Source organism: Agarilytica rhodophyticola, from assembly GCF_002157225.2.
Classification (GTDB): Bacteria; Pseudomonadota; Gammaproteobacteria; order Pseudomonadales; family Cellvibrionaceae; genus Agarilytica; species Agarilytica rhodophyticola.
Window position 1 is genome coordinate 4,725,300 of sequence record NZ_CP020038.1, and the last position, 25,933, is coordinate 4,751,232.

Consider the following 25,933-nt stretch of genomic DNA (forward strand, 5'->3'; position numbering starts at 1 on the left):
CTTACATGACCTGCTTATTATATAAAAAAACACGAAAAATATCAGCTATTTTCTTAAATAAACCGGCTTAATTATTTTCGAAAACCGTTAGTAAGCCCTTCATTAAACTTGCAAAAAAACGTTAGTAAATCCTTAATATTTACTAACGTTTTTTATATTAAACCATTTAAAATAATAAAAACTGCCGGTCATAATAGAACAAAAAATAAAATATTTTTTTATTAAAAAAAAATAAAAATGTTAGCACTTCCTTAATCTGAAATTAAAAAAATTGTTAGTACTCCCTTTTTGGCAATAGAAAAATTAGCTTAGACAAATACTGATGTAATTCTGCTATACAAATATACTTTTCAAACACAGCTTTATGTTTGTCAAAAGGTGACAATTATGGTCTGCAAAAAAACGTCTAGCCGAGTATTTCTTATTCCAGTTTGGAACCTATCTGGCCTAACTGAATCAAACTGGAGCTGTTAAATTAGCCTAAAAGGTATTGAGAGGAGGGAGTGTATGTATCTTGTAGTAGATAGAATCTTCAGCAAAAATATAACGATCGATCCAAAACCTACAAATACTATAGAAGGATGGTACTGAGAAAATGGCAAGAACATGAAAGTGGCAAGAGTAAGAAAGTGGCAGAGACGAGATACGGAGGAAATTAAACAAATGCCTAAAAGTAGCTTCAGAAGTTCGTGTTAAGCACTCACCGAGGATAATGCAAAGCACTCATACTGCAAGGCTTATGGTAAGTAGGCTAAAAATTTTTATCAGTTTTTTTCGAATAAAAATGTCGAATAAACAGTGTTTACCTGTGTATGTGTTTACTACTATCATATACCGGTAATTTTTTATAGCTTTTTTTCGCGCGGTATAGCTCTGTTATAGAAGAGCTGTCCCCCTATTAACTAGTAAGTAGCAAATCCATGACAAACGACACTGTACCCGCTTCCAACAAGCATCCTGCGACCTGGCTATGGCAGTTATTGGCACCAGATCGTAGTTTTTATCGTGTTGCTATTACCTACAGTTTAGCAATTAGCCTGCTCACCCTTTCTGTGCCAATTGCAGTACAAACATTAATCAACACTCTCGCCAACGTAGCCTCAATACGAGCGATTATTGTTCTGGCGATACTTTTGTTCCTGACCTTGCTAGTCTCCGGCGCTCTAACTGCTTTGCGCACCCGCACGATGGAATATTTTGAAAGGCGAATTTATGCCCGCCTAACAGCGGAGGTTAGCCTGCATACTATATATGCCCGCCATGAATACTTTGAAGGACGGAGAAATACAGACATTACCAACCGCTACTTCGATATCATGACATTGCAGAAGAATGTTCCATTCTTACTGGTGGATGGCTTCGCTTTGGTCTTACAAATGTTGGTAGGGTTCAGCCTTGTTTCTTTTTATCATCCGATACTCTTAATGTTTAATATTGGCGTCATATTAGCGCTGATACTTTTTTGGAAACTATGGGGACGCTCAGCAGTCAGCAGTGCAGTCGCGCTCTCTCATGCGAAATACGAAATGTCCAAGTGGTTAGACAGCTTGGCCTATGCTCATGAGTTTTTTAAATCCACCCGTCATATCGACTACGCAGTAGAACGCACAGACTCACTTACAAATCATTATGTTAGCGGCCACAGAAAACACTTTAAATACACTTTCGCACAAACGATTTCTTTTCTACTGCTCTATGCCGTTGCCAGTGCGAGTTTGCTCGGTATCGGTGGTTGGTTGGTAATCATCGGCCAGTTATCAATGGGACAGCTAGTAGCTGCTGAGTTGATTCTATCTGCTATTTTATTCGGCCTATCGAAGATGGCCGACTATCTTAAAAACTACTATGAAATGTGTGGCGCCGCTGATGAGCTTGGCCAAGTATTTTCTATCCCACAAGAAAATATTGATAACAGCGCTAAACATGCTCTGAACGGTGGTGCGCTTGTTTTTGATCAAGTGCGCTTACACGATATACATAACACCGAATATATGTTCAATTTCAAAATTCCAGCGAATGTAAAAGTGTTAGCTCACGCAGAAAAAAGCAGCACTCACCGTGCGATTATCCATCTACTCAAACGTCATACTCATCCCAGCTCAGGATCAATCCAACTTGCAGGTTGTGACCTTGAAGATCTAGATGTATATCATCTGCGTCAAGACGTAGTAGTCATCGATCGATCACCAATCGTAGAATGTAGCATTGAAGATTATCTTAGAATGTCATGCCCTGCGGTTTCACTTTCAGAGATTCGTTCAGTATTAAAACATGTAGGTATTAAAGAAGAAGTTGAGAATTTGCCCGACGGCCTAAAAACATTATTGTCTCCCTTGGGTGACCCTTTATCACCTGTGTCTTTTTTACATTTAAAACTCGCCGCTTGCTTGTTAACACAACCTAAGATTTTGGTGCTGACACAATTCTTCGACTTGTTAAACCCTAATGTATTAGAGCAAACATTGTCATTAGTATCCAAACTTCCCATGACCGTTTTATATTTCACCAAACAAGTTAACCACCCTATTTTTGACCATCGCTTATTGCTGGAAGAGAAGCAACAAAAATTAACCTCGGGCAACAATGCTTCAGTCAATAACGATAATACTGTGCTGGCAGGAGCCGATAATGACTAAGCTTAATCATCGAAATAGAGATAAGTTTCACACGCTCGCCGCACAAACACTGCCCAGTGCCGCATCTTTAGTTGCCAAACTGACAGGCTTAGGTATTTTAATGCTGGCTCTGGTTTTATGGTTTACTCCATGGGTGCAAACTGCGCCGGGAACGGGGGAAGTTAGTACGCTTGATCCGCAAGATAGAATACAGGCTATCAGTGCCCTGGTAACGGGTCAGATAGGACAGTGGCATGTGCAAGAAGGTCAGCCAGTAAAAAAAGGTGACCCTATTGTTACTCTGGTGGATACCGATCGTAATCTGTTACAAAGGCTCAATGCCGAAAAAGCAGCGGTTGTATACGAACATCAAGCGAATGTTATTGCTACCGAGACTGCGCGCATAGACCTTGAGCGGCGGAAAAAGCTTTTTGACCAAGGCCTAGTGTCGCGACGGGATTTAGAACAAGCGAACATTAAATATGAGGGCATGAAAGCAAAAATGGGAGAAACTCTCGCCAAGGTCAATCAAGTTGACGTGCGTCTTTCAAGACTATCCTCGCAAACTAAAGTAGCCCCGCGAGATGGTACTATCTCACGCTTAACCTCAGCAGGCAGCGCCACCTATGTGAAGGCAGGAGAAACTCTCGCCACTTTTATCCCTAAAGATGTGGAACGAGCCGTGGTTATGGAAATAAGTGGCTTAGATGCACCACTCATAAAACCTGGCCAAAAAGTACGCCTGCAATTTGAGGGCTGGCCGGTACTACAGTTCAGTGGTTGGCCAGCTGCGGCTGTAGGAACCTTCGGAGGCTTGGTAAAGTTTATAGAGCCTGTTGCCTCACTTAGAGGCACATTTAATGTGTGGTTAACCGAAGACCCTAACGACATACCTTGGCCAAGTGACGGCTTTGTTCGATTAGGTAGTAAGGCGAAAGGTTGGGTTTTACTCAGTGAGGTCAGTTTAGGTTATGAAATTTGGCGACAGCTCAACAATTTCCCTCCTGAGTATTCGGCAATTGAAAATGGTGACTATAAAGATGGTAAATAGATGGTTCATTATACTTTGTTTACTACTGTCCGTTAGCTCAGCACATTCACAACCGATAAGCTTAGAAAATGTTCTTGCATCAACCAGAAGTAGCTTCCCAAAAATTCTTGAGGCAAGACAAAAGTTAAAACAAGCAGAAGCTGCCCAGCTTAGCGCACAAGGTGCTTTTGACACGCAGTTACAACAAAACTCTCGCGTGAGGACTTCTGGTTACTACAGCGGCTTGTATGCCAACCAAAAAATTATCAAGCCTTTGCAAAACTACAATACCAAAGTATTTGCTGAATATCGTTATGCTGATGGTGAATTCCCCGTTTATGAAGATGAGTATGTAACTTTAGAAGGAGGAGAATTCAACTTCGGGGTATCTTTTTCTTTATTACGAGATAGAGATATAGACGAAAAAAGGCTGGAATTAGCGAACACAGACTTGCAACGTAGTATGGAAAAAATGCGACAGCAAGCAGTTGAAAACGACGTGCAATATGATGCAGCATTGGCCTATCTCAATTGGCTTAACACGCATCAACAACTCACAGTGTATCAAAAGTTGCTAACAACCGCCGAGGAACGCCAGTCGGCCATTGTAAAACGTGTGGCCTTAGGCGATTCGGCAGAAATAGAGCTAATCGACCATCAACAAAACTTGTTGAAACGTCAAGGGCAAGTGCTAAAGGCCCAGAATGCACTAGAGATAGCAGCAATCAAGTTATCTCTTTATTGGCGCGATAACCAAGGGCGACCTCAAAGACCAGAGTTGCCCACAAAAAATGCCGGCATACCTAATTTCCCTATGGATTTGCGCGATAATATCGATATGTTAGTATCCGACGCCATTGTGCGACACCCTGATATCAATCAAGTGGAAAATAAGCTCGAACAGGTCAGTAATGAAAGTCGACTCTATAAAAACCAGCTATTACCTAACGTAGATCTTGAAGTAAAAGTTGCTCATGACTTAGGCGCCGGCAGCGAAACCAGAGATGGGCTTGAATCTTATATAGGCTTGCAATTTAGTATGCCATTAGAACGTCGCAAAGCAAAAGGCAAGCTAAATAAAGCCACAGCAAAAATTAGAGAGCTAGAATTTTTACGTCAGCGCTTGATAGAAACGTTAACGGGTTCTCTTTATCAAACCCATGCAAAGTTTATTAACGCAATAGCTCAATCAGACGTATCCTTACAGCGCTCCAAGATCGCTCAGAAATTACAGGTACAAGAGCAAAAGCGTTTTTCCGAAGGAGCAAGTGATATATTTTTACTTAACTTACGTGAAGAAAACTCAGCAGAGGCTGAAATCGAAGCTATCACTGCTGAACTAAGTCATGTACTAGCGGGTATCGAGTTATTAGGTCGTGCCTACCAGATGGATAAGCTCTAGGAGTTTATCCATCCCTGTACTAGTTGTACCTCCAATTACCGCCTTCCTTTGATTATTCCTACCATCACCGTCATCTCATATATATTCTACAACGGCCGATATCATTACTTAGGCAAGTACATATTATTTACTACTAACACCAGCGAAAGAGTATAACACTTCGCAGATTTTTTCGGCGAGGTTCATTAGGCTTTAATTCCTTACAGCAACCCCATTGGTGATGTTGTAATTTATTAAATATCTCCATGGCAATTCCAATAAACACTGATAATTCGAAGCAAGAAATAACTATTACTGCAAAATTCGATCACGCGCATAAAAATGCCGGCATAAAGAACATTTCAAATACTATCAAAACTGACCTTAAAAAAACTACCACTTCAGGGATGAGAACAAATTAAATTCTATTTAATCTTAAATAAAGTAAAAAAGGAAACTTAATAAGAAGCCATAGTATAATCTGACGTCAATACAATTATTTATATTGCCATCGATTTTTACACGCGACTTGAATACAATATTTTGCACCAATTTGGTGGTGCTTTTTACTTTCCAAATTTGCATATTGATAGTAAAACGAAACAACTATATTTAAAAAGTCTTCAATGGTTTTGTAAACAAAATATTATTTTGTTTACAAAACTAAGCGTCAAAACTTACTAGCCAGACAAGGTTATTATTATCATACCTCAGGTGTTAACGAAATTAATCTCAACTCATACTTTTTACTCGCCATTAAAAAATTATTAGAAAATTTAATTAAAATTCACTACTTTTCTAAAGTCAGCCTAATATTTCCCAGAGCTTATTTAATTGTTTTTAATTTCAATCTAATCGATATCCTCTATTTTCTTAGAAAAACACCTTAAACAATAAGATAAGCGCCATTTTTGTTTTTTATTCACGTATTAAGTTTAAAAATTTGAGGGAGTTGATCGAGTATTCGTCCAGCGAATGAACAACAATGTTGAATTACAATTTTTCATAACATTGATAAGTTCATGGCTTGTATTTTAACTCGGGTATTATTTTCTGTATTTCGGAAATAAATCTTCATAATGATGTACAACACTCTAAAAAAATGAGAAGACTATGAAAACAAAATTTTTAATAGGTGCTTCGTTAACTGCCGTAGGATTATTAACTAGTTGTTTAAGCTATGCGGGCATAGAATCGAAACAAGTAGAGCCAACATTATTAAAACAACCAACGCCACAAATGTTAACAGTGGCTACTCGACAAAAATTTAAAGCTAATCTCAGTGATTATTCCTCGTCACTATTGACTAGCCAACAAAGCTTTGATGCAAGCGATGACGAACGAATTATTATTAATAAAAATGGCGCGAGCTTTATTAAAGTTCACTTCAGTGATTTTAATATTCCAGAAGGCAGCCAGGTAGTAGTCAGCAACGCCGACGGCAGCCAATCTCATATTTATGGCGCCGGTAGCGACACTGCATTTACGGTGGATAAGTCCGTCGGCGATAATGGTGTTAAGTCTTTCTCGGCTTTATCCATTGTCGGCGATACCGCGATTATAAAATATATTGCCAATGGCAACGAAGGCAAACCCTATAAAATTAATGTTGATTATTTTATGGAAGGTTATGCAGAAGAAATCATTGAACAGATGGTTCTGAGTCAAAGCGTAGAACAGGCATCAACTTGTGGCGTAAATGAGAGGCGAGACGTACAGTGTTTTGCTAGTTCACACCCAACCGAATTCGAGCGCACTCGGCCAGTAGCACGTTTACTTATCAATGGCTCAGGTTTGTGTACAGCGTGGCGTGTTGGTGAAGATAATCACATGTTCACTAACAACCACTGTGTTGATTCTCAAACAGAACTGCGTAATACCGAAGTGTGGTTTAATTACCAACGTAGCAGCTGTAGCAGTGGAAGTCCTAATACCCCAACAGTGGTTTCAGGTTCTCAAATGCTTGAAACAGATTTCACTCTTGACTATACGCTCTTCACTGTTACTAATTTCAATAGCATTAGAAACTTTGGTCACTTCGGACTTGATGTACGCAACGCTGTACTTCAAGAGCGCATTTATATTCCCCAACATGGTGCAGGTAATCCTAAAGAACTCGCTGTGACTAGTGACCAGAATACAGGTAATGTTTGTCGTATCGATGATACCGTGGCAAATGGTCGAGGTTCCAATACCGACATGGGATATTTTTGTGACACCATTGGCGGTAGTTCAGGCTCGCCAGTGGTCGCAGCTAGCAGCAATAATGTTATCGCTCTTCATCACTTTGGTGGCTGTTTAAATCAAGGAGTGCGTATCTCTCGTATTTGGCCTCAAGTTTCAAGCTTCTTCGGCGGGCAAATTCCAACGGGTGACAACGGTGGCTCAGCACCTACACCAACACCTACGCCAGGAAACTCCGGTAGTCAAACAGACCTTTCAGGAAATCAAGGCACTTGGACTCACTTTAGACTCGCTGTCCCCGCCGGCACTAGTAACTTAACAGCTAGTATATCTGGTGGTAGTGGTGACGCCGACTTATATGTTCGTCGCGGTCAACAACCAACGACATCTAGCTACCAATGCCGACCTTTCAGAAACGGTAACAGCGAGACGTGCTCAATTGATAATCCTCAGGCGGATGACTGGTATATTTCACTTCGAGGCTATCGCGCTTTCAGTGGCGTTGACTTAAATTGGAGCTACCAGTAGTCATCTAAGCTATAGATAACTAAACAAAGCCGTTTCACTTTCACTATTGACAGTCTTAGTATAGAAAAGAAGTGAAGCGGCTTTATGAACAGCGTTAACACTACACTACCCAGCAGTCCCTACCACAATCTTTGGCTTTATACATGGCAATATCTGCTTTTTTTAAGACATTGTCGAGAGTTGTATTATTCTCTTTATCAACCGTTCCTACGCCCATTGAAAAACGAACTGAATAAGGTAAATCAATTCCAGGAATAATAAGTTCTGAAACATTCTTTTTAATACGATTAAATAAAGTATCCAATTGATCTAAATCTATATTGGGTAAAATCAGTAGCCATTCTTCTCCACCTAGACGGCCAAGCTCATCGGGCTCTCGAATAGCTTGCTTGGTAAACCTATAAAATGATTTGAGAACCTCGTCCCCTGCATCGTGGCCATAAGTATCATTCACCACTTTAAAGTCATCCAAGTCAATAATGCCTATAATTAAAGAATATTTTTTTTGACTGGCTAATTTAATATGAAAGTCGGCTCGTTCTAATATCGCTCGTCGATTTGGTGCTTTAGTCAGTTCATCTGTCAACGCCAATTGAGCAAATTCATGTTTGATTTTTACCTGTTTAATCAAACCAAAAGCAAGAACTAATGAAAACACAATAATCAAGGTTACAATGGTGTACAGTAACTTATACTGTGCTTTTTGTTGAGTAATCATTTCAGTCTTATATTTATTTTCTTGCTCTAGTAGTTTATTTCTAATTTCCTTTTGTTCGGTATTAAATTGTACTTGGAGCTGATTGAACCTTTCGTTGTGATCATTTTTAAATTTTTCTTTCAAAAACGAAATATACTTCCTCAAAGAATCTGAGGCTTTCTTATAGTCTTCTGTCTGGGAATAGATATCTGCGGCAATACGATGAAAGCTCATTTTGGTTTCCAGAACTTTGACTTCGGGAAAATTTAATTCTGCCTTTTTCAAATAGCTGGTAGCCATACCAAGGTTACTCAACTCACTAAAAATCTGTGCCAAAGCAGTATAAATAACGAACTCATTACTAACATCGTTTATGCTTTCAAAAACAGCGAGCACTTCCCTGTATAAATCAATTGATTTATACACCTGATTATCTAATTTATAAACTCGTGCAAGTTGCAATTTTGAACTTGCCGAGCCTACCTTATCTCCGAGGCTTTCGGTTAAAGTAATCGCTTGCGACAGATATGTTTTTGCTTCATCTAAGTCATTCAACTGAATGCTTGCACTACCGATATTACCTTTTACGATGCTGACAAACAGCTTCTGCTTATCATGATCCAAATAACTCAGTGCCAATTTAAAATACTCGATTGCTTTTTCATATTCACTATTACTTACATAAATATTGGCAATTGCGGACAGTGCAGATGCGGTTTTGGTCGCATCATTTTCCGTTCTGACAATATCATAAGAACGTAGTAAATCGTCTAGCGCACCTGCTTTATTACCTAAAGCTAACAGAATTTGCCCGCGAATATTGTAAGAGATTCCGATTAAAGGTTTGTCATTAATACGTTCAAACATCGCTAGCGCTTCATCTATTGCTAGCAAAGCTTTATTAAACTCCTGGTTCTTAAGTAGTATCCGCCCACGCCTCGCCAATAATTCACCGGTATTACGGTGGTGTCCTGTTTCAAGTGAAAGCGTATAAGTATCATTAATATTTTTTAAGGCATCAGGTAGTTGATTCAAACGCATCTGTATAGTGATAACGGCAAGCTTTGCCATTACACGCTCATACTTAGATGTGCTCTCAGGAAGTTTTGCATAGGCTTGCTGCACTTTAGTAAGTGCGCCTGCCGCGTCTACTAGAGAAAGTTCTTCGAAAGATTCCCACTTCTTATTTATAGCTTGTTCGTCAACTTGTTCAGCTGCCAAGGTTTCTGAAAAAAGAACCCCTGTAAAAACTAGCCATATCAAAAGCTTAATAGAACGAATTGGCATAAAGACTTCAATCGGGAGTTAGACTTATTGTATTAATATAGTTGAAAAGAGAATATGCACAAGTGCACCGTAGCCAAGCCAAATAATGGTCTTTACTGACTCGAAATTCATTTTTTAAAGGGAAAGACTTTACTAACAAGTCGATAACGGAAAATATTAGAAGTAGTAACCAATATTTAAATTAACACGATTGGTCCACTCATCACTGTCAGGAAATTTTAGGCCAATAGAGGAGCCTCCCGAAAACCACATATTTTTTCCCGAAATGTTATCTAAATAAACAAACAATTTACCCGATCCGACGACGCAACCATTAACCCATTGTATTGATTTACTAGAATTAGGTAAATCTGAATCCATTTGGCCATACTCGCTATAGCAGGTTACTGAATCTACGATACTACTGCTATAAGGTAGGGTATAGACGATGTTCGCAAGATACGTATGGCCTTCACTGGCAACAGGAAAAGGAAAATTAAAAGCAGAAAGGATGAGGCGGTCTCTCACCAATCCAAAAGGATGAGCTAATTGGTAGTCATACTCAAGATATTCTAACTCGAATTTCCATCTACCGTGAGTATGACGCATATGAATATCATACGCCCAGTGTTCACCAGTTTGCAGTGTATCAAGATTTAGTATGTCACCATACTGATAGGACACACCAATAAGGGTAGTAACATCGTTATCATCCCACTGCCATTTTTTATTTGCCTGAGCGTTAAACTGCCCATTTTCTTTATTACGAAAGACGCCATTATCGGCAACATCAAAAGAGAAACGACCAAAAGTACTAGGTTTATCGTATTCATCATTAAAAAAGTAACCTAAGTACAGATCCCAATTAGAGTCTTCATAATTTAACACCACTCCTGAGTCGTAATCATCTTCAAAGCCCAAATAATAATTTAACGAAAACCAAAAACTGGTGGAAACCGTAGGCAGTAAACCGAAAGGGACTTTGGTAATACCTGCTGTTAGTTTCCAGTTATTATTAATTGGATAGGTGATATCAGCATACTTTACTGTGTCAAAATCGACATTTTCGTACCATCGATAATCTGCTTTAATCAGAAATGGGCCACTGTTACCCTTAACCGTTAATTTTAATGATTCAAATTCAAAACGTGCTCGATCTTCTACATTAATCCAATCGCGGTGGTCAAAGTTAAATCTTACATGGCCACCAAAAGTAAATTCATCCTCAGATGCATAGCAGAAAGATAGTATGAAATTTGAAAAAATTAGCAATAATACTCGCATGATATCGCCTTCACGGATAGAGACTATCAATACTTAAAGCGGTTTAATTTGCCTTCAATTTCTTTCACTACAAAACTAATAAGATCACTTTGAACATAACTTTCGCGGGCATACCTTTCTACTTCGTTAGCCGCGTTACTAATTTTATTAACACTTTGAGAAACTTCATCAGTGACAAGATTCTGCTGTTCCACTGCACTTGCAATGGATATGGAGGCATCACTAATAATTTGTGTGGCACTCACAACTTCACGTAATTGTTCCTGTGATTCATTCGCACGAGACATATTTTTCTCACACATTTCTGTGCCTTCGCGCATAGTGACTACAGTAACCGAAGACTGGGCTACTAATTTTTCTATTAGGCTATTTATCTCTCCCGTCGAGTCTTGCGTACGAGAAGCTAGATTTCTTACCTCATCTGCCACAACAGCAAAGCCTCTGCCCTGCTCACCTGCTCTAGCGGCTTCAATTGCTGCGTTGAGAGCGAGTAGGTTGGTTTGCTCTGATATACCCTTAATCGCATCTACGATGCCGCTAATACTCTGGGTTGCAGCTTCAAGCTCATCCATAGTGGCTGCGGCTTCACGCATTTTATTAGTGAGGTAACCTAAATTATCTACCGTTTCATTTAACCCTGTAGCACAAGAGCGAACACGATCTAAAGCACTTTGCGCAGAGCTGGCGGTATGAGCACAATTACTGGCCACATCAGCAGATGCCTTTGACATCTCATGAACGGCGGTAGCAACCATGTCTAGTTCAAGTTTCTGATTACTGACACTTGTACTGGTTTGGTTGGACAACTGTGTACTCTCTAACGCAGCAGCCTTCAGCTTTTCAGAAGAATCACATGTATCCTTTACGATCTCATGGGTCTTTTGTAAAAACAAATTCAAACCTGAAGCCAAAACCCCTACTTCGTTTTTTAAATCTATGTCGATTCTTTGCGTTAAATCGCCTTCTGACTCGGATAGCTCGGAGACAAGTGACGCAGCCTGTTGCACAGGCGCGGCCAAACGTTTAGCAAGTAAGTACACAATGCCAAGGCCACAGACCCCAACAATAACACCTAACACAAGCTGACCTATTAAGCTTTCGGTAAAGTTACTCTTTAGTTGATGATTGAGAGCATTGGTTTCTTGCATTGCCACCGAGGTGGGTAAGGTTAACTCGATAGCCCAAGAATGTTCAGAAAAGTTAAACGTTAGCGGTAATAACAGGGTGATTGACTGTTCTCCAATATCCGTTTGGGCTCTTCCATTTTGTATATTATTTTTAAGGTCTTGCCAATATTGTGCTGACACAAGTTTGCCTACTTCATCTGGCGTTTTAGTATCCGCTACCACGCTTCCATTAAAGCTAATAATACGAATGTCACCGGCCCCTTGGTAAATACTCTTATTTACCTGTTCAGTTAGGCCTTGTATGAACCCCATAGATACATCAACGCCAGCAACACCAATGATTTTTTCTTCAGCTTGTACCGGTACTGTAATTGACGTCATTAATGTATCGATACCTTGCACTTCCCAAACAGCTGGATCAGAGACACAGGCTCTGCCACTCTCAAAAGGGCATAAATACCATTCGCCGGGTCTTACGCCTCTCTTGTTCGGCGTTCGATTGTTGTATACCAAATCCATATTACTTGGACGAACCTTATATTCGCTCGCTGCCGATCGCGTCCAGTAGGGAGAATATTGTCCTTTATTATCTGAGTGAAATTGATTACCGCGATAAACTTCATCCATGCCATCGACTGCATTGGGTTCCCAAACCATATAAACACCAACAACTCCCGGGTTGCTTTGAAGTGTATGCTTCAAATAGTTACTGAATTCGTCACGATCAATAGAATCAACTAAATCATTGGCGATAATAAATTCTTGGTTAATAGCAATATCTTTTGCCACTCGAATATTATCAGATATTGTGCGGCTAACACGCGACACCTGATTGGACACTTTTTTTAATGATTCTTCGATCATTTTTTCTGAATAGACCACAATAGTATCGGAGGTATCGACATAGAGCGATCGCCCAGAAAACATACCAAATACAATCATCGTGATAATCGACGCAAGTAAGCTTACTCCTGCCGCAGCGGCGATTTGCGTCTTAATTGAATTAAACATGGGATTCCTATCAGGTAACTAAAGCATATAACAAGGCGGTAAAATCATCCTAATTTAGCCATACCTTATTTGAGCCCAATACTTAAAACTCGAACACAATTTTTTAGCTAAGCTTTATTAACCATAATAGGTGATGAAGAATTTTCCACTAAAAACTAGCAATATGCGATAACAATAAATACTAAAGCTCAGCGTGGAAGTTTTAAGCATAGATTCCTATACTTAAAAGATTTACGTTTCATTTGCTCTCCAAACGACGTAACCAATACCCAACTATCTACTCGATATCTATCCAACACCTACCCAACACCTACCCAACACCTACAAATGTCACGTATATAGAGAGTTACATCATACTAGCTCCAGGTATTTGCATTTTCTATCATTTTTGATATTAAATATCATAATTGATACATTGAGCAATTATTAATATCGTAGTAAAGTAGGATAATATTCAATAATTTCAGACACTTACAACAACACCCAATCTTTGGCACAGCTCTTGCGATACTGGCCTTACTATTAAATTAGTTATGATTTTTTCGGATACAGTGTGGGACTTATGGGCAATTTCCGAATTTACTCTGCTAAGTAACCTAGCTTATTGCCTGTTGCACTCCCCACTGTATCCCCTTCTACTAAGAAGAATATTATGAACCGTTATCTATACAATACGCGCTCAGAACAAGTTGAAAGTGAAGATCTAATATTATTTATTAACACTTGCTTGACGTGTACGAGACAAACTGAATTTTATGAAAATCAATTTAATCAAGAACTCTCTGTGAATTTTGTGCATGAGTATATCCTAGCGAACTATAGATCTCTTTATGCTTTAACACTCGCTTCAGGCATTAATGATTTTAACAAAGCACTTATTGTTCAAAATTTATTAAGTGCAGGTAGCCCGGATTGTAGCAAAGAAAAGGAAGAGGAAGCTCTGCTTATCAACAAAGCATTATCGAGCTTACCTGTTAATCGCGTGTTTAAACTGTTTAAGCAGCTCCAAAAACATCGAATAAACAACAGAAGAACACGTGCAATAATTAAAAATTATATTTCTGCACGTGAAAATCATGCGTTTGATGCAATTAAATATAAATCCAAATTACAAGATATATCTCGCCATGCGCATATAGATTGGCAAACGGAAGTTGGACACTTTTTGTTTAACAAAAAATACAAACAATATCAAAACCATTTATTTAAAACCTATATGGAAGCACACTATAGTCATCAAGCGGTTTATCGTTTGCCCTACTCTATTGCAGAAGGCTTTGCCAAAAAACACGGAATAAAAAAATCCACTTTTTTAAAAAAAATAGAGCCTAATCTAACAAAAAAGGAACGTTTGCGCATACAAAATAGTGTAGAGAAAGAAAAGTTAACAATTAGCTTGGATTTTAGCAAGGTAAATTATACTCCACTAATGATATATTGGTTGTCATTAGATAAGAAACAACGTTCAGTAGTGAAAAATAAATTCTTACTAAGCCTGGATTATCATGCAAATTTATTTAAAGAAAGGTTAAGGCTACAAAATACATCTATTGCTTTGGTTCTTGATAGAAGTTATTCAATGTCAGGTAGTAGTGAAAAAAAACGACGTCCTCTTGCAATCGCATTTGGTATTTTTCATCTCCTTAAACGTTTAGCAAAAAGCTGTCATACTTTTTGGTCTACACAGGTTACTGATGAAAACTATGTTAGTGCCCATGGTCAGTCTAATATAGCATCACCTTTAGTAAATGCGCTAAGTACTGGTGCTGATACTATAATAATAGTGTCGGATGGTTTTGAAAATGATGTGACAGGTATGACGGCAATGGTGTACAAGCTTTGGAAAAAGCACTTGTGCAAGGAAAATTCGCAGAAAGTATTACATATTAATCCTTGTTACAACGCAGAAAACTTCGATGTAAAAAAATTAAGTGATGATATTACAACTGTCGGGATACGTAACGTGGAAGATTTACCTACAATACTGAAATATAGCCTATTTGCTGACGGCAGTTATTCACAAACTGAATTCGAAGAATACCTACGCAAACAGCTGTATAAAAGGAAATAAGATTTAGGAAATAGCAATGACAAATAACACCAGAACTCTAAAAAAAATTTCTCTTCAGGGATTTGAACTTACTCCCTCCCAAATATGGGGGAATGTTCGCCTAGTTCCTGTTATTAAGAAAAAAAATACGGAGAATTTAAGACTAGGGCTTCGTCAATATGAAGCGCCCTATTCTGTTGTATGTTTGGATGGTAAAGCGCCGTTACAAGATACCAAGTCATATTATTACAGTTATATTCCTAGTGCACTTATTGCCACGTGGACAACGGATCAAACGAAAGCAAAAACTTACGGTTGCCAATTGGAAAAAATCGACGGTCCGGCCAATTTTGGTGCTAGATTGGAAGAAAGGCTTGCCAAGAAAGAAGGTAATAGACAGCTACGCTTTTTACCTTTACATCTCGCTATGGAGGGATTTTTAGGACTACATTTTTCTGGGCCAGACTTTAAATGGGATGAATACAGCGAAATTGCTATGCGTCAAGGATTAGTAAGCCGGCACGAATCTTCTATTGATGGTTATGATATCGAGGGTTTTGATGAAGCTCTGCGTCTATTTGAGATACACCCTCAGCAAGTAGGTGTAGTGGTATTTGTATCTGATGCCTTAGCGTCAATTTTTATCTTACCCAACAACGGCGATTATCACGTTCTACATAAAATGCTTTTACAAGACTTTTATGCAGAAATTTTATTTCATTATGGTCAACATCGTTACCAAGCACCTAATTTAGCGACAATTGAAGATAACTTCTCAATTAATAGTCACCAAGACTTACATAACCTTATTGAAAAAACTAGAAAGAGTGCTCAACAACAATATGAAGGTCTATTACATGATGTTCTCGATCGAGAAATCAGTAGCAAAGTAATTAAACGTTTAGGAAAATTTCGCCTACAACGTTTTTCAACAAATTTTGATACAGATAAACTCAATTTTATTGGCGAAGCCATTACAGGCCCAACAGGTTCCTTAGAATATTTAAAAACCTACCAGTTATCTAATACACAAACTCGGCGAGCTTATATATTAAAGACCTTGGCTGAAAATGATTGGAATTTAGAAGCGACGGGCAAGACTATTGGCTGTAGTAAAAAAGATATCATTCGACGCTTACATCAACTGGGCTTTGCTTACTTATTAAAAGGCTGCCCTCATAACTAAGTAACTGATTTTAGCCAAACACTGGCACCCAAAAATGCAAGTGCTTTGGCTATTAACCCTTCATATGTCTTTACATCTGCTCTTTTAATCATCAAAAATCGTATTATTATAAAAAATAAACTAATTATGATTTAGTTATAACTGCAATTATCATTTTATTTTTGATTGTTATACTGAGTATCGCGAAAAAACACATCAACAGCTAGAAAATACAGGAGAAATCCATGTTTGACCATATCGGCTGGATAGTTGAAGCCAAAATTAAAGAAGGGCGTCGCGATGATTTTAAAGCAATCGTCGATGAAATTGTCACAAAAACTCAAGATGAAGGCGGCACATTAACGTATAAGTACTTTGTTTCTGACGATGGCGATGTGTTAGTACTAGAGCAGTTTAACGATGTTGAGTCAGCACATATTCATATCACTACCTGGGATAATTACGCCGAACGTTGGTTAGAAGCTGCACCAGGAACTCGTATGGTTCACCTTGGTAATTTACCTGAAGCATTACGCGAACGTCACGGAGCTCTAGCGCCTAAATTATTAAAGCCCTTTGCAGGCTTTTCACGTTAAAATCAACAGCAAATAAAGGAAAAATCATGACTTATTATTCTGTGCTAGATGTTACTCCCACGAATGATGATTGGGTTGGCGATTACATTGAGCCCGCTAATAAAATAGCGGCTGAATATGGCGGTAAGTACTTAGCGCGTACCGCTAGCCACGAGCAATTAGAGGGTGAAAAGAAAGACGCTGCACTTCGTATTGTAATCGAATGGCCATCGAAAGAAGCCGCATTAAATTTTATGAAGGATGAGCGCTATGTTCCACATTTAAAAGCACGTACAGCAGGCTCTGTGAGTAATCATTATTTGATTGAAGCCAAAGACGATCTTTCATAAAACAAATGTTCTTTGGAAAAATTTTGGCTTTCAATTCATCACTTCTGATTACTATAATCTATTCACTACCTTTAGATTAGGCAGAGATAGAATATAGGTTTTAACTATTAAGCCATTAAAATCAAGCTGTTTTTCACGACGGCACAGTATTTTAAGGGGCGATGGCTAAATATATTAGGACGATATATTTAGCCTCAGGTTAATAGATTTTATTAACAGACCCTAAAATTATATCGAAGAGACACTACACTTTTTGAAAAAAAAATTATTGTTAAATTTTCATAAATAGAAAAGGAACAACAATGCAAAAAACAATACTGATTACGGGTGCTACAGATGGAATAGGTTTGGAAACAGCGAGACAACTGGTTTCCAAGGATCATAATGTTCTCTTACATGGTCGCAACCCAGCAAAGCTAGATAAAGTAAAACGAGAACTTTCAGAACTTTCTAGCGCTGCTTCCATTGAAAGCTATATTGCAGATCTATCTAATTTGTTAGACGTTGTAGCCTTTGCCAAAAGCATAAGAGGACAACATCAAACGTTAGATGCTCTTATTAATAATGCAGGTATTTATGGCACCTCTACTCCGATCACCTCTACTGGTATTGATGTGCGCTTTGTAGTAAATACGATCGCACCTTATTTACTAACCAAGCAACTACTTCCTCTTATGGAGAAGTCAAGTAGAGTGGTTAATTTATCATCGGCTGCACAAGCACCTGTTGATATCGATGCTTTAAGTAAAACAGTACCCCTATCCGATGGCTTGGCATATGCACAGAGCAAACTTGCTCTGACGATGTGGTCTCGTCAGATGGCGATAGATCTAGGGCAGGATGAAGTGGCCATTATTGCAGTAAATCCTAAGTCTATGCTGGGCAGTAAAATGGTCAAAGAAGCCTATGGTGTAGTCGGTGCGGATCTCAGTGTCGGCGCAGATATATTAGTTAGAGCCGCTATTTCGGATGAATTTAAAGATGCTACGGGACAATATTTTGATAATGATATTGGGCAGTTTGCTTCGCCTCACCCAGATGCCCTAGACTCTAACAAATGTATAAAAATCATTGATGCTATGGAAGAAGTATTGAACAAATATGTCGCTTCCTAAAGGCGATCAATAAAATTATTGAGGTAAGTAATTGTTATCCGCCGTTATTAAGTGCCGACTTTTTAAGCCATCACATATATCCAGTGATGGCTCTTTTTTAATGTGATGAATCAGGCATTAGTGTCTACAGCATTAATTACTATTTATTGTAAAGGGCTCTAGACTTATACGTGCATTACCCGCCGCACAGTTATGATTACTGTACTGCTGATTTTTCTCGATGGTGTAACAGGTATCCACAAAATCATCGTCGTCACTAAACCAATTACTTGGCATGGCCTCGACTATGATGGCCGCGATTTCTGTCACAGCGGTTAACTCAGGTAGGCCGAATACTCCCCCTGCTCGCCCGACTGCCTGAATTAGCGCTTGGACTAACTGTTGATAATTACTATCCCCATCATCTTCCCAAAGCTGAATATTAGCGACGTTGTAGGCGTAATCATTCCAAAAAAGTACTAACTGATTAGGGTAGTAGTTTTTGCCATCTTCATCTAGATAGTGCAATGGTGTAATTTTCAGTTCCGCTTTATCACCGGATTTTTTAACACCTGAGGTAATCATATAAATCTCAGCGGCACCTTTAATCCAAGGTTCCTTGTCATCATCTAAATGAATTTGTGTCATCTTAGTAGTATCTTCTGCCAATGCCTGAGCACTTAACATGTTTTTATCCAAGGGTTTTATTGGCGTGTTAATACTTGTTAAAGACTGTAGACCAGCATTGCGAAGCGCGTCATTCATTATCTTTACTTTGATATCAAAAGCGGCGCCGCCTTGAGTTTCTACGACAATAACAGGAACTTCAGGCGCGACTTTAGCATCGAGAAAAACCACATTGCCAAAGCGATCAAAAGCTTCAATATGCGTCCAGCTATCTTCATCTCCAGCCGGAGGATATGCAAATAATACTTCTTTTGATGTGAGAGCTTTTATCATATGTTTGGGTTTGAATAGCCATAGCTCCGGAACTTCAAGATTCCCTGATTTCATATAATTTTGACATAACATGTCGTTGCTAATACGAGAGTTCCGAAAGCATTGATTGGTTGCTAAATTGCCCAATTCTTTTAATTTAGCCCTTTGTAATCCATCTTGTCGATTATTCTTGATACTCAGTTTGTTAACAAACACATCCATCGAAAGCCCTACAGGATTCGCCTGCAATAACTTAAGCGCCTCATTTAATACTGTTTCATCAGACAGCGCTCGTTGGGCCTGTTGAGCAAGGGCTCGTTTATCAAACGATTGCTTGATATTAAAAGTAGCACCTTCTATTGGTGTTGAACTTGCATAGGAACTTGTTGAGAAAGCCAATAATCCGCCCAATAAGACTGGCAGTACAGAGGAAAACTTCATCGATAATCACCTACTTTTAGTTGGTTAAGTATTGGATTAAAACCTATCTATAAGCCTGTAAAACTAGCTTTACTTTAATTGTTTGAAAATAAAGAATCATTAAATATTCTCATGTCTATTTAAAAAGTCATCTATCACGGTTTTCTGTCATTTAATAAAATAAAAATGGCATGATGAATAGCAAAAATAGCTGAGAAAAAAATGAACTTATAGAATGGGCATATACATACTCTTATTAGGCTTTTATACTGAGACTTACTTATGGATGCAGGATCGAGTTACAACACAACGTTAAACAGAGAATTTGGGCTTGGAACGCGCGATATAAAAAATGAACATAAAAACGAGGCGACATCTCTATCAAGGACAAGGGCCACACGACAGCAGTTACCGTCGGCTAGCACTAGTTTAATCACGAGTTCGTCCAAAACTACCACAGCTACAGAAAACATAGATTTAAACAATCTTGTAGCACAACGGTTACGCTATAGACTAAAACCAGGATTACCTATCTCCCCTACTCTTTACAATGTCTTAGACCCCGACTCAAGAGCAGCAACCCCCCACTTGGAACCAGATAAGACAAGTAAGACAGTTAAAATAAAAGCGCTTGCGATAACATCTAAACAGCATCCTCATATTGTGTTTGGACAAGGGCATGAAGAAGCTGTCATGCGCTTTAACAAGTTGCCTAAAGACCATCCCTTTATTGAAGTTTGTGGGGAGGGATCTGCAAGAGGAGGAGTTGTCGAAGCTACAAACAAAAGGAACCAAGAATTTCGAATATCAGGTACGCGTATAGGTGGTTATCTTGCATCTAAACTCCCAAAACCGGATAGTATCGACCATGAGTTCATACGAATGATTATCTGCCATAACGCAGTTGTAAACCAGCACACGGGAATATCTGTAGCGCAAGAAACAGCTAATCAGACAGGTAGAATTGTACTTGGTTGTATGAATGAAGTGGGCTTAACGGAGGATGGACGACTCGAATATGAAGGCGATGATCCTATCGCAATATACCCAAGCCCAGCTCATCGCCTGTGGTAATTCTTCAGCAAATTAGTAAGCTTAGTCACAATCTGCGACGAAAATAACAACCACTACTGAAGATTTGTTGAAGGGTATTCGCTGTTGTGTAAGGATCACTCAAAGCTTTACATGTTATTATAATCGTGCTCTGCCATCAGGCACGTCAATATATACTCAATCATATAGAAGAGGATAAAAGTTGTACTACGCTAAACCTATTTTAATAATATTTTTCATCAGCTTTATTGGGTGTGGCTTTTCAAATGATGATGATTCATCAGGAAAAGCTCGTCCAGCAGCAGAACATTCCGCTAGTAATTTAGCCTTAAAAAGTGTATCGCTAAAATCACGAAAGATAAACAGCGGCAGTCAAAGCGCCCAAGTCCGTGTTGCCAGAGTTGTCAGAGTCGTAGATTTATTAAGAGAAAGTGATTTAGAAGCAAAAGTTGTGGTAATAGATTTAGGAGGATCTACTGATTTATCACCCACCAAGAAGATATATTTTACTTTATACAATAAAGGTGAAATGTTTAGTACTGATGCAGCTTTTGACCTAGGAAATTATATGGATTTAATATCGGCTGAAAAATTAAATAATCATAGTTTTAAAGTAAAAGTTGAAAACCTTGATATAAATGCTTTAGGCATACAAAAAGAAGAGTATATTATTGACGCTAGTGAAGCCGTTAAAAGTATTTTAAATATTGATTGTGGTGATGAGTTTGATTGTAAAGAATCCGTTAACTTTGAAGCTACAATAGATTTTAAAAAGCTATAACTATACCTTGACTAATAATAGCTGGATTTAAATGGCTCGAGGTGTTGTGCAAGCGATATGACGAAACTCCCTTGTCATATGAGCTTGATCGCTAAAACCAAAGTTAATCGCCACATTAGCAAGATCGTTGTTATTATTTTTACGTAAAAAAAGAATTGCCTCCTTGACTCTTAAAATACGTTGAAAATACTTTGGCGTCATTCCTAGCCATGTGTTGCATAACCTTTCTACTTGGCGTTGACTCAAGCCCACATATTGGTCCAGACCTGCCAGTTTTTCTACATGAGTGATACCGTCTAAGATTTTCTGCATCGATACAGGCATTAAGCGAGAAACATCCATATGCTGGCGTGACCAATCAATTAAGGTATCAACATGATGATCGCTATTATTTGCCTGCTGCATTAACGCATCGAATATCTTATAAAGATGTCGATAACAGGCTTCATTGCGAGGTATATGGGTAGGTTCACAATAACGCCTACCAAAGACGGCGTAACCCATAGCAGGGTGCATACGAATGCCGGCAATCAGAGACCCCGGCGATAATGTTATGAACTGCGTTACTTTATTAACGGGCAGCATAATAACTCCGCGAGGGAGTATTTTGCTGCCAATTAAAACTTCTTCTCCCAAGTTAAAAACAATGCCACTACCGGCATCAGGATAAAGAGGTTTAACAATTGGTTGAGGTTGAGAGCCAGGCACAGATGCTCGCCAGACTCCTTGCACAACGCTAGACAAGCATCCTGTCGGCTGACAAATTTGAAAGCTTAATGTCTGTATTTTACTTTTGCGGTTTATAACTACCCACCTCAGGTTTAAAAGCTTTTACAACGCGGTTCCAACTATTGATTGCATTTACAGCAACTGTCAAATCAATCAAGACCTTTTCACCCAATACAGCAACAGTAGATTTGTACGTTTGATCATCAATAGCCTGCCCAGCAGTCAAACATTCGGCCCATGCCAATGCTGTGCGTTCTACTTCTGTATACATCGGCATATCGCGCCAAGCAGAAAGCCCTATAAGTCTCTCGTTTGACTCACCCAATTCTAGAGCATCTTTACTATGCATATCTACACAAAATGCGCACTGATTGATCTGCGATACTCTCAGTTTCACCAATTCCCAGGTAGCAACAGTAACGGTGTCCGAGGCGCTAAAGTGGTCGCGTAAGTAAGCTTCTTGCTTCATTAATATCTGTATCGCATCTGGCGCTAAGCTGAAATAGTCTACACGTAGAGTCATATCTTGTCTCCTTATAAAAGGCAAATTAACAAAAGGCGAGTGAATAAATGTAAGACAACAAGATATACCCTAAACCAGCATATGTATTGAATATTATCGACATAATAACAAGCTATGTAACCCAATGATCGTTGCTGTTACCAAGTGAAGGGTAGGATGTGAGACAGATGATTTTTTTAATATCGCACACCTTATTGCGGCGGGATTATTAACGAATCGAACACCTCGAACCCATTTATTTAATTTTAAACATTATATGGACTAACAACTATGAAATTATTTCAAGCCCTTTTAGCAACTTTTCTATTTTCGGTTTCAGTAATAGCATCCGCCGGAGCAACTTTCAGCCATGACGTTGACTTTGGCGACGACTTTTTACATGGCGGAGTATCTGCTGCTGACAAGAGCAGCGATACTAAGCAATACATCGGTTGCTATATCAATGCTTTTCAAAGCAACAACGTTGTCATATGTGTAGCCAGAAACGCTTCGGGCAGCTCTAAGACGTGTATGAATACTTCGCCCACTGAAGGTATGCTCAATAGTGTGGCATCCATTTCAAACGCCTCATTTATATCTGCAACAATTAACGATAGTGGTGTATGTACAAGAATATTGACACACTCAAATTCTGCATTTATTGAATAAGTATTTACAGGCACCTCTATTAATTGGTTTTGACCTCAGCACGAATCTAACGGTCAAAATACAATAATAAAGGTGCCCATGCCTAAAGGTAATAGGATTATGTTAACAGCGAAAATATTATTTGCTACTGCGACGGGCTTTTTGGCAGGTATATTGGCCAGCCCATTTGTAAGCGAACAGCCCATTGTGCCAAAAGAGGCACCCTTTATGGCTAAACATTCTATATCTAATATATCTCAAAATAGTGCTGATGATAAATTGCTCGCAAGCATCGAAGCTGTAAAGGCTATGCTTATTGAACAAAGTATCCGCTTAGAATCAGCAGAAGAAGGGATTAACTATCTACTGGATTCGAGTTCCTTGGCTAACCAATCACACTACAGTGCCGATACTCATATCCACAAAGAGAATATCTCAAATGACGCTGTTATCGAAGAACAGAAAGATTCGGCAAGTTATCAGCAGCTATCTGCATATGTAGATGCCCAATTACAGGCGGGCACCTGGTCTAAAGATAATGCTTATCATATGCTGGCCGAAACAGCTAATTTATCCCATACTAGTCGAACCGAGATACAACTTAGAATCGTACAGGCAATAAATGAAGGTCAACTTGAGATAGAAGATCCCTCAATACCTCTGTTCTAAATATTTTAAGATCCAGTGGCTCATATGGTTGATAAGCATGACGATGTCTATCTTCCTGTCCATCTTCCTATCTTTATTTGGCTTAAAAGTGAGCTAGAAAAGAAAAGAGCGAAATAAAACCCTATGCAGAAGACATTATACGCCGGGGATTCGATCAATAAAGAGACAGTTTTGCACTACATTACGCATCAACCTAAACACGACATTAAAAATTAAGATCTTTAATTATTTTTTATCAAATACTTAAAAGACATAAATTTTTTGTCTAATCCGGCCTGTGCATTGTTAACAGCTTCGCGCCCTTTTTCATTCTCGCACTCACGGATATTGATAGCGTTAAAATCTTTTGCCATCCCGCCAACGATCTCAGGCAATCCGTGTAGAGCGACCAGTTTACCCGTGATGGTTTTAACGCCTTTAGCAAAGGCAAATTGCGGAACCGAAGGCGTAGTAATTTGCCCACTTGCCTAAATTTGTTAAGGGCTGAATCCTAGCACTAACTCTCCAAGTACACCCCAACAACAGTTTCTAGTTCTTGGACCAACTCTGGATCCATGTACTTATATTCATCAGGGATATCTAAGACGTGGACTGGCTTATGATCTAACATCCGAGTGAACTCTGCTTTAAGCCTATTTTTATGCTTTTGCTCCATGACGAATATCACGTCAGCCCAGCGGATATCCGCTGGGCTGACTGTTTTTTTAGCCCGCGGGCTAGTGCCCGCAGACTTAGCATTGAAATCAGGGTGTTTTCTCCATATGGCTTCAGCTGTAGGGCTACGCCACTGATTCCTACTACATATAAACAATAGATTTCGCATACTTTACTCTTTCTCGGGAAGCTCAGTATCTAGGGTTTGACGTACAGTTCGCTTGGGGTACTCGATACCTAGTTGCCTAGCTCTACGAAGTTTTTCAGAACGTGTATACATCAACTTCCAGTTTTTCTCCGAAATCCATTGCTTTTCAGTTTTAGCACTATTCTTTCGGGACTTAATTTTGGTCTTGGATCTTCTCCAAGCCCTACCTCTTAATTCATCCATTGCTCTTTCCTCTATTAATTATCGGGTTCAGCAGCCGCGGTAATACGAAGAGGATTCCTAATTTTTGTGCGCTTAACGCTTAGCTAAGGGGCATATACATAGCGCGTAACAATGGCGAAGCTACGCCATGTATGTGGCCCTTTTGAGTGCCTTGTTAGAAGCACTTACACATGTATTCAAAACTTTTTCTCTATTCTTTTTACGAAACCGTCTATTTTTGATTTTGTGAGGTTTTCACTTTTATAAAGTGAAAGCATTGTGAATTTACAGTTTTTAGCGCAAGCACCAAGTAATGCAATTTTCAAAACTTTTCTTACTGGCTGTCTTAAGATAAAAAAGTCCACCCACCAAGGAGAACCCAAAGTGGTTACTACTTTCATTTCTTTGAGATTATTCAAACTTTGTCTGATTGGCCCAAAATCAGTCGCGTGTTCATATGCATGACCAGGTGCCCAGACTCGGTCAAACCAGCCTTTTAGTATTGCCGGGAAGCCAAACCACCAAGTTGGAAATAGCAATACTATTGATTCTGCAGTCTTCAATTGCATAATATCGTCTTCCAGCTGCGAACTATCGAATTCTTGATAGTAACTATCTCTTTCATTCTCACTTAAGGCGGGGTTGAAGCTTTCTTCATACAGATCCTTAACTGTAACTATATAGCCTTTTGATTCTAAATGAGAAATAGTTTTGTTTGCCAAATGCTTACATAGGCTATTTTTCAAGGGATGAGCTAATACGACTAAACACTTCACAGGTATACCTTTGTGCTTCTAACGCCACGCCATAC

Annotated in this window: 23 protein-coding genes; 13 read left to right on the top strand and 10 right to left on the bottom strand. The window is 39.0% G+C overall.

Translation table 11 applies throughout. The features are described from left to right. Positions 1-920 precede the first annotated feature (920 nt). From BVC89_RS19640 to BVC89_RS30385, 4 genes are all read left to right on the top strand, one after another. The gene (locus BVC89_RS19640; protein ID WP_086932831.1) at positions 921-2,636 is read left to right on the top strand and encodes an ABC transporter transmembrane domain-containing protein; all 1,716 of its coding nucleotides are present in this window, start codon (positions 921-923) and stop codon (positions 2,634-2,636) included. Next, on the top strand, positions 2,629-3,666 hold the full coding sequence (locus BVC89_RS19645; protein WP_086932832.1) for an HlyD family secretion protein: 1,038 nt from the start codon (positions 2,629-2,631) through the stop codon (positions 3,664-3,666). Before BVC89_RS19640 ends, BVC89_RS19645 begins: the two co-directional genes overlap by 8 nt. Further along, entirely contained in the window at positions 3,656-5,047 is a 1,392-nt protein-coding gene (locus BVC89_RS19650) for a TolC family protein (RefSeq protein ID WP_158658040.1), read from the top strand. Before BVC89_RS19645 ends, BVC89_RS19650 begins: the two co-directional genes overlap by 11 nt. Positions 5,048-6,139: 1,092 nt before the next feature. After that, the gene (locus BVC89_RS30385; protein ID WP_245929161.1) at positions 6,140-7,738 is read left to right on the top strand and encodes a serine protease; all 1,599 of its coding nucleotides are present in this window, start codon (positions 6,140-6,142) and stop codon (positions 7,736-7,738) included. A 100-nt stretch (positions 7,739-7,838) separates the two neighbouring features. Here the strand turns inward: BVC89_RS30385 and BVC89_RS19660 are convergent, their stop codons facing one another. The 3 genes from BVC89_RS19660 to BVC89_RS19670 form a co-directional block, all read right to left on the bottom strand. Continuing rightward, positions 7,839-9,722 (bottom strand): tetratricopeptide repeat-containing diguanylate cyclase, encoded by a 1,884-nt coding sequence (locus BVC89_RS19660; protein ID WP_086932834.1) that lies wholly within the window; start codon positions 9,720-9,722, stop codon positions 7,839-7,841. Between the two features lie 156 nt (positions 9,723-9,878). Beyond that, positions 9,879-10,985 carry a porin family protein gene (locus BVC89_RS19665; RefSeq protein WP_086932835.1) on the bottom strand — a complete coding sequence of 369 codons (1,107 nt, stop codon included), beginning with the start codon at positions 10,983-10,985 and terminating at the stop codon, positions 9,879-9,881. 26 nt (positions 10,986-11,011) lie between these two features. After that, on the bottom strand, positions 11,012-13,123 hold the full coding sequence (locus BVC89_RS19670; RefSeq protein ID WP_086932836.1) for a methyl-accepting chemotaxis protein: 2,112 nt from the start codon (positions 13,121-13,123) through the stop codon (positions 11,012-11,014). Between the two features lie 652 nt (positions 13,124-13,775). Here BVC89_RS19670 and BVC89_RS19675 point away from each other — a divergent pair. The 5 genes from BVC89_RS19675 (at position 13,776) to BVC89_RS19695 (ending at position 18,378) form a co-directional block, all read left to right on the top strand. Further along, the gene (locus BVC89_RS19675) at positions 13,776-15,194 is read left to right on the top strand and encodes a hypothetical protein (protein ID WP_086932837.1); all 1,419 of its coding nucleotides are present in this window, start codon (positions 13,776-13,778) and stop codon (positions 15,192-15,194) included. A gap of 16 nt (positions 15,195-15,210) precedes the next feature. Then, a complete protein-coding gene (locus tag BVC89_RS19680) occupies positions 15,211-16,359 on the top strand; it encodes an ARPP-2 domain-containing protein (RefSeq protein ID WP_086932838.1) in 1,149 nt (382 codons plus the stop codon). 224 nt (positions 16,360-16,583) lie between these two features. After that, positions 16,584-16,934 (top strand): putative quinol monooxygenase, encoded by a 351-nt coding sequence (locus BVC89_RS19685; RefSeq protein WP_086932839.1) that lies wholly within the window; start codon positions 16,584-16,586, stop codon positions 16,932-16,934. A gap of 26 nt (positions 16,935-16,960) precedes the next feature. After that, positions 16,961-17,263, top strand: coding sequence for a DUF1330 domain-containing protein (locus BVC89_RS19690; RefSeq protein WP_086932840.1), 303 nt, complete (start codon positions 16,961-16,963; stop codon positions 17,261-17,263). A 302-nt stretch (positions 17,264-17,565) separates the two neighbouring features. After that, positions 17,566-18,378, top strand: a complete 813-nt coding sequence (locus tag BVC89_RS19695) for an SDR family NAD(P)-dependent oxidoreductase (RefSeq protein WP_086932841.1) — start codon at positions 17,566-17,568, stop codon at positions 18,376-18,378. Between the two features lie 132 nt (positions 18,379-18,510). On the opposite strand, the gene BVC89_RS19700 is transcribed toward BVC89_RS19695, so the two are convergent. Continuing rightward, positions 18,511-19,737, bottom strand: a complete 1,227-nt coding sequence (locus tag BVC89_RS19700) for a DUF3103 family protein (protein WP_086932842.1) — start codon at positions 19,735-19,737, stop codon at positions 18,511-18,513. A gap of 261 nt (positions 19,738-19,998) precedes the next feature. Between BVC89_RS19700 and BVC89_RS19705 the strand changes: the two genes are divergently transcribed. Continuing rightward, positions 19,999-20,790, top strand: coding sequence for a hypothetical protein (locus BVC89_RS19705; protein WP_086932843.1), 792 nt, complete (start codon positions 19,999-20,001; stop codon positions 20,788-20,790). A gap of 181 nt (positions 20,791-20,971) precedes the next feature. Beyond that, positions 20,972-21,550 (top strand): hypothetical protein, encoded by a 579-nt coding sequence (locus BVC89_RS19710; RefSeq protein WP_086932844.1) that lies wholly within the window; start codon positions 20,972-20,974, stop codon positions 21,548-21,550. Between the two features lie 27 nt (positions 21,551-21,577). Here the strand turns inward: BVC89_RS19710 and BVC89_RS19715 are convergent, their stop codons facing one another. Next, a complete protein-coding gene (locus tag BVC89_RS19715; protein WP_216825015.1) occupies positions 21,578-22,294 on the bottom strand; it encodes a helix-turn-helix domain-containing protein in 717 nt (238 codons plus the stop codon). A gap of 43 nt (positions 22,295-22,337) precedes the next feature. Further along, entirely contained in the window at positions 22,338-22,802 is a 465-nt protein-coding gene (locus BVC89_RS19720; protein ID WP_086932846.1) for a carboxymuconolactone decarboxylase family protein, read from the bottom strand. Positions 22,803-23,072: 270 nt separating this feature from the next. Between BVC89_RS19720 and BVC89_RS19725 the strand changes: the two genes are divergently transcribed. Beyond that, entirely contained in the window at positions 23,073-23,450 is a 378-nt protein-coding gene (locus tag BVC89_RS19725) for a hypothetical protein (RefSeq protein WP_086932847.1), read from the top strand. Positions 23,451-23,549: 99 nt separating this feature from the next. Then, on the top strand, positions 23,550-24,098 hold the full coding sequence (locus BVC89_RS19730) for a hypothetical protein (RefSeq protein WP_086932848.1): 549 nt from the start codon (positions 23,550-23,552) through the stop codon (positions 24,096-24,098). A gap of 221 nt (positions 24,099-24,319) precedes the next feature. On the opposite strand, the gene BVC89_RS30605 is transcribed toward BVC89_RS19730, so the two are convergent. The 4 genes from BVC89_RS30605 to BVC89_RS19745 form a co-directional block, all read right to left on the bottom strand. Then, positions 24,320-24,451 carry a hypothetical protein gene (locus BVC89_RS30605; RefSeq protein WP_281260968.1) on the bottom strand — a complete coding sequence of 44 codons (132 nt, stop codon included), beginning with the start codon at positions 24,449-24,451 and terminating at the stop codon, positions 24,320-24,322. A gap of 143 nt (positions 24,452-24,594) precedes the next feature. Further along, positions 24,595-24,921 (bottom strand): low molecular weight protein tyrosine phosphatase family protein, encoded by a 327-nt coding sequence (locus BVC89_RS19735; protein WP_086932849.1) that lies wholly within the window; start codon positions 24,919-24,921, stop codon positions 24,595-24,597. A 3-nt stretch (positions 24,922-24,924) separates the two neighbouring features. Then, positions 24,925-25,143 (bottom strand): hypothetical protein, encoded by a 219-nt coding sequence (locus BVC89_RS19740; protein WP_086932850.1) that lies wholly within the window; start codon positions 25,141-25,143, stop codon positions 24,925-24,927. Between the two features lie 176 nt (positions 25,144-25,319). Then, entirely contained in the window at positions 25,320-25,898 is a 579-nt protein-coding gene (locus tag BVC89_RS19745) for an NAD(P)H-dependent oxidoreductase (protein ID WP_086932851.1), read from the bottom strand. Positions 25,899-25,933 lie beyond the last annotated feature (35 nt).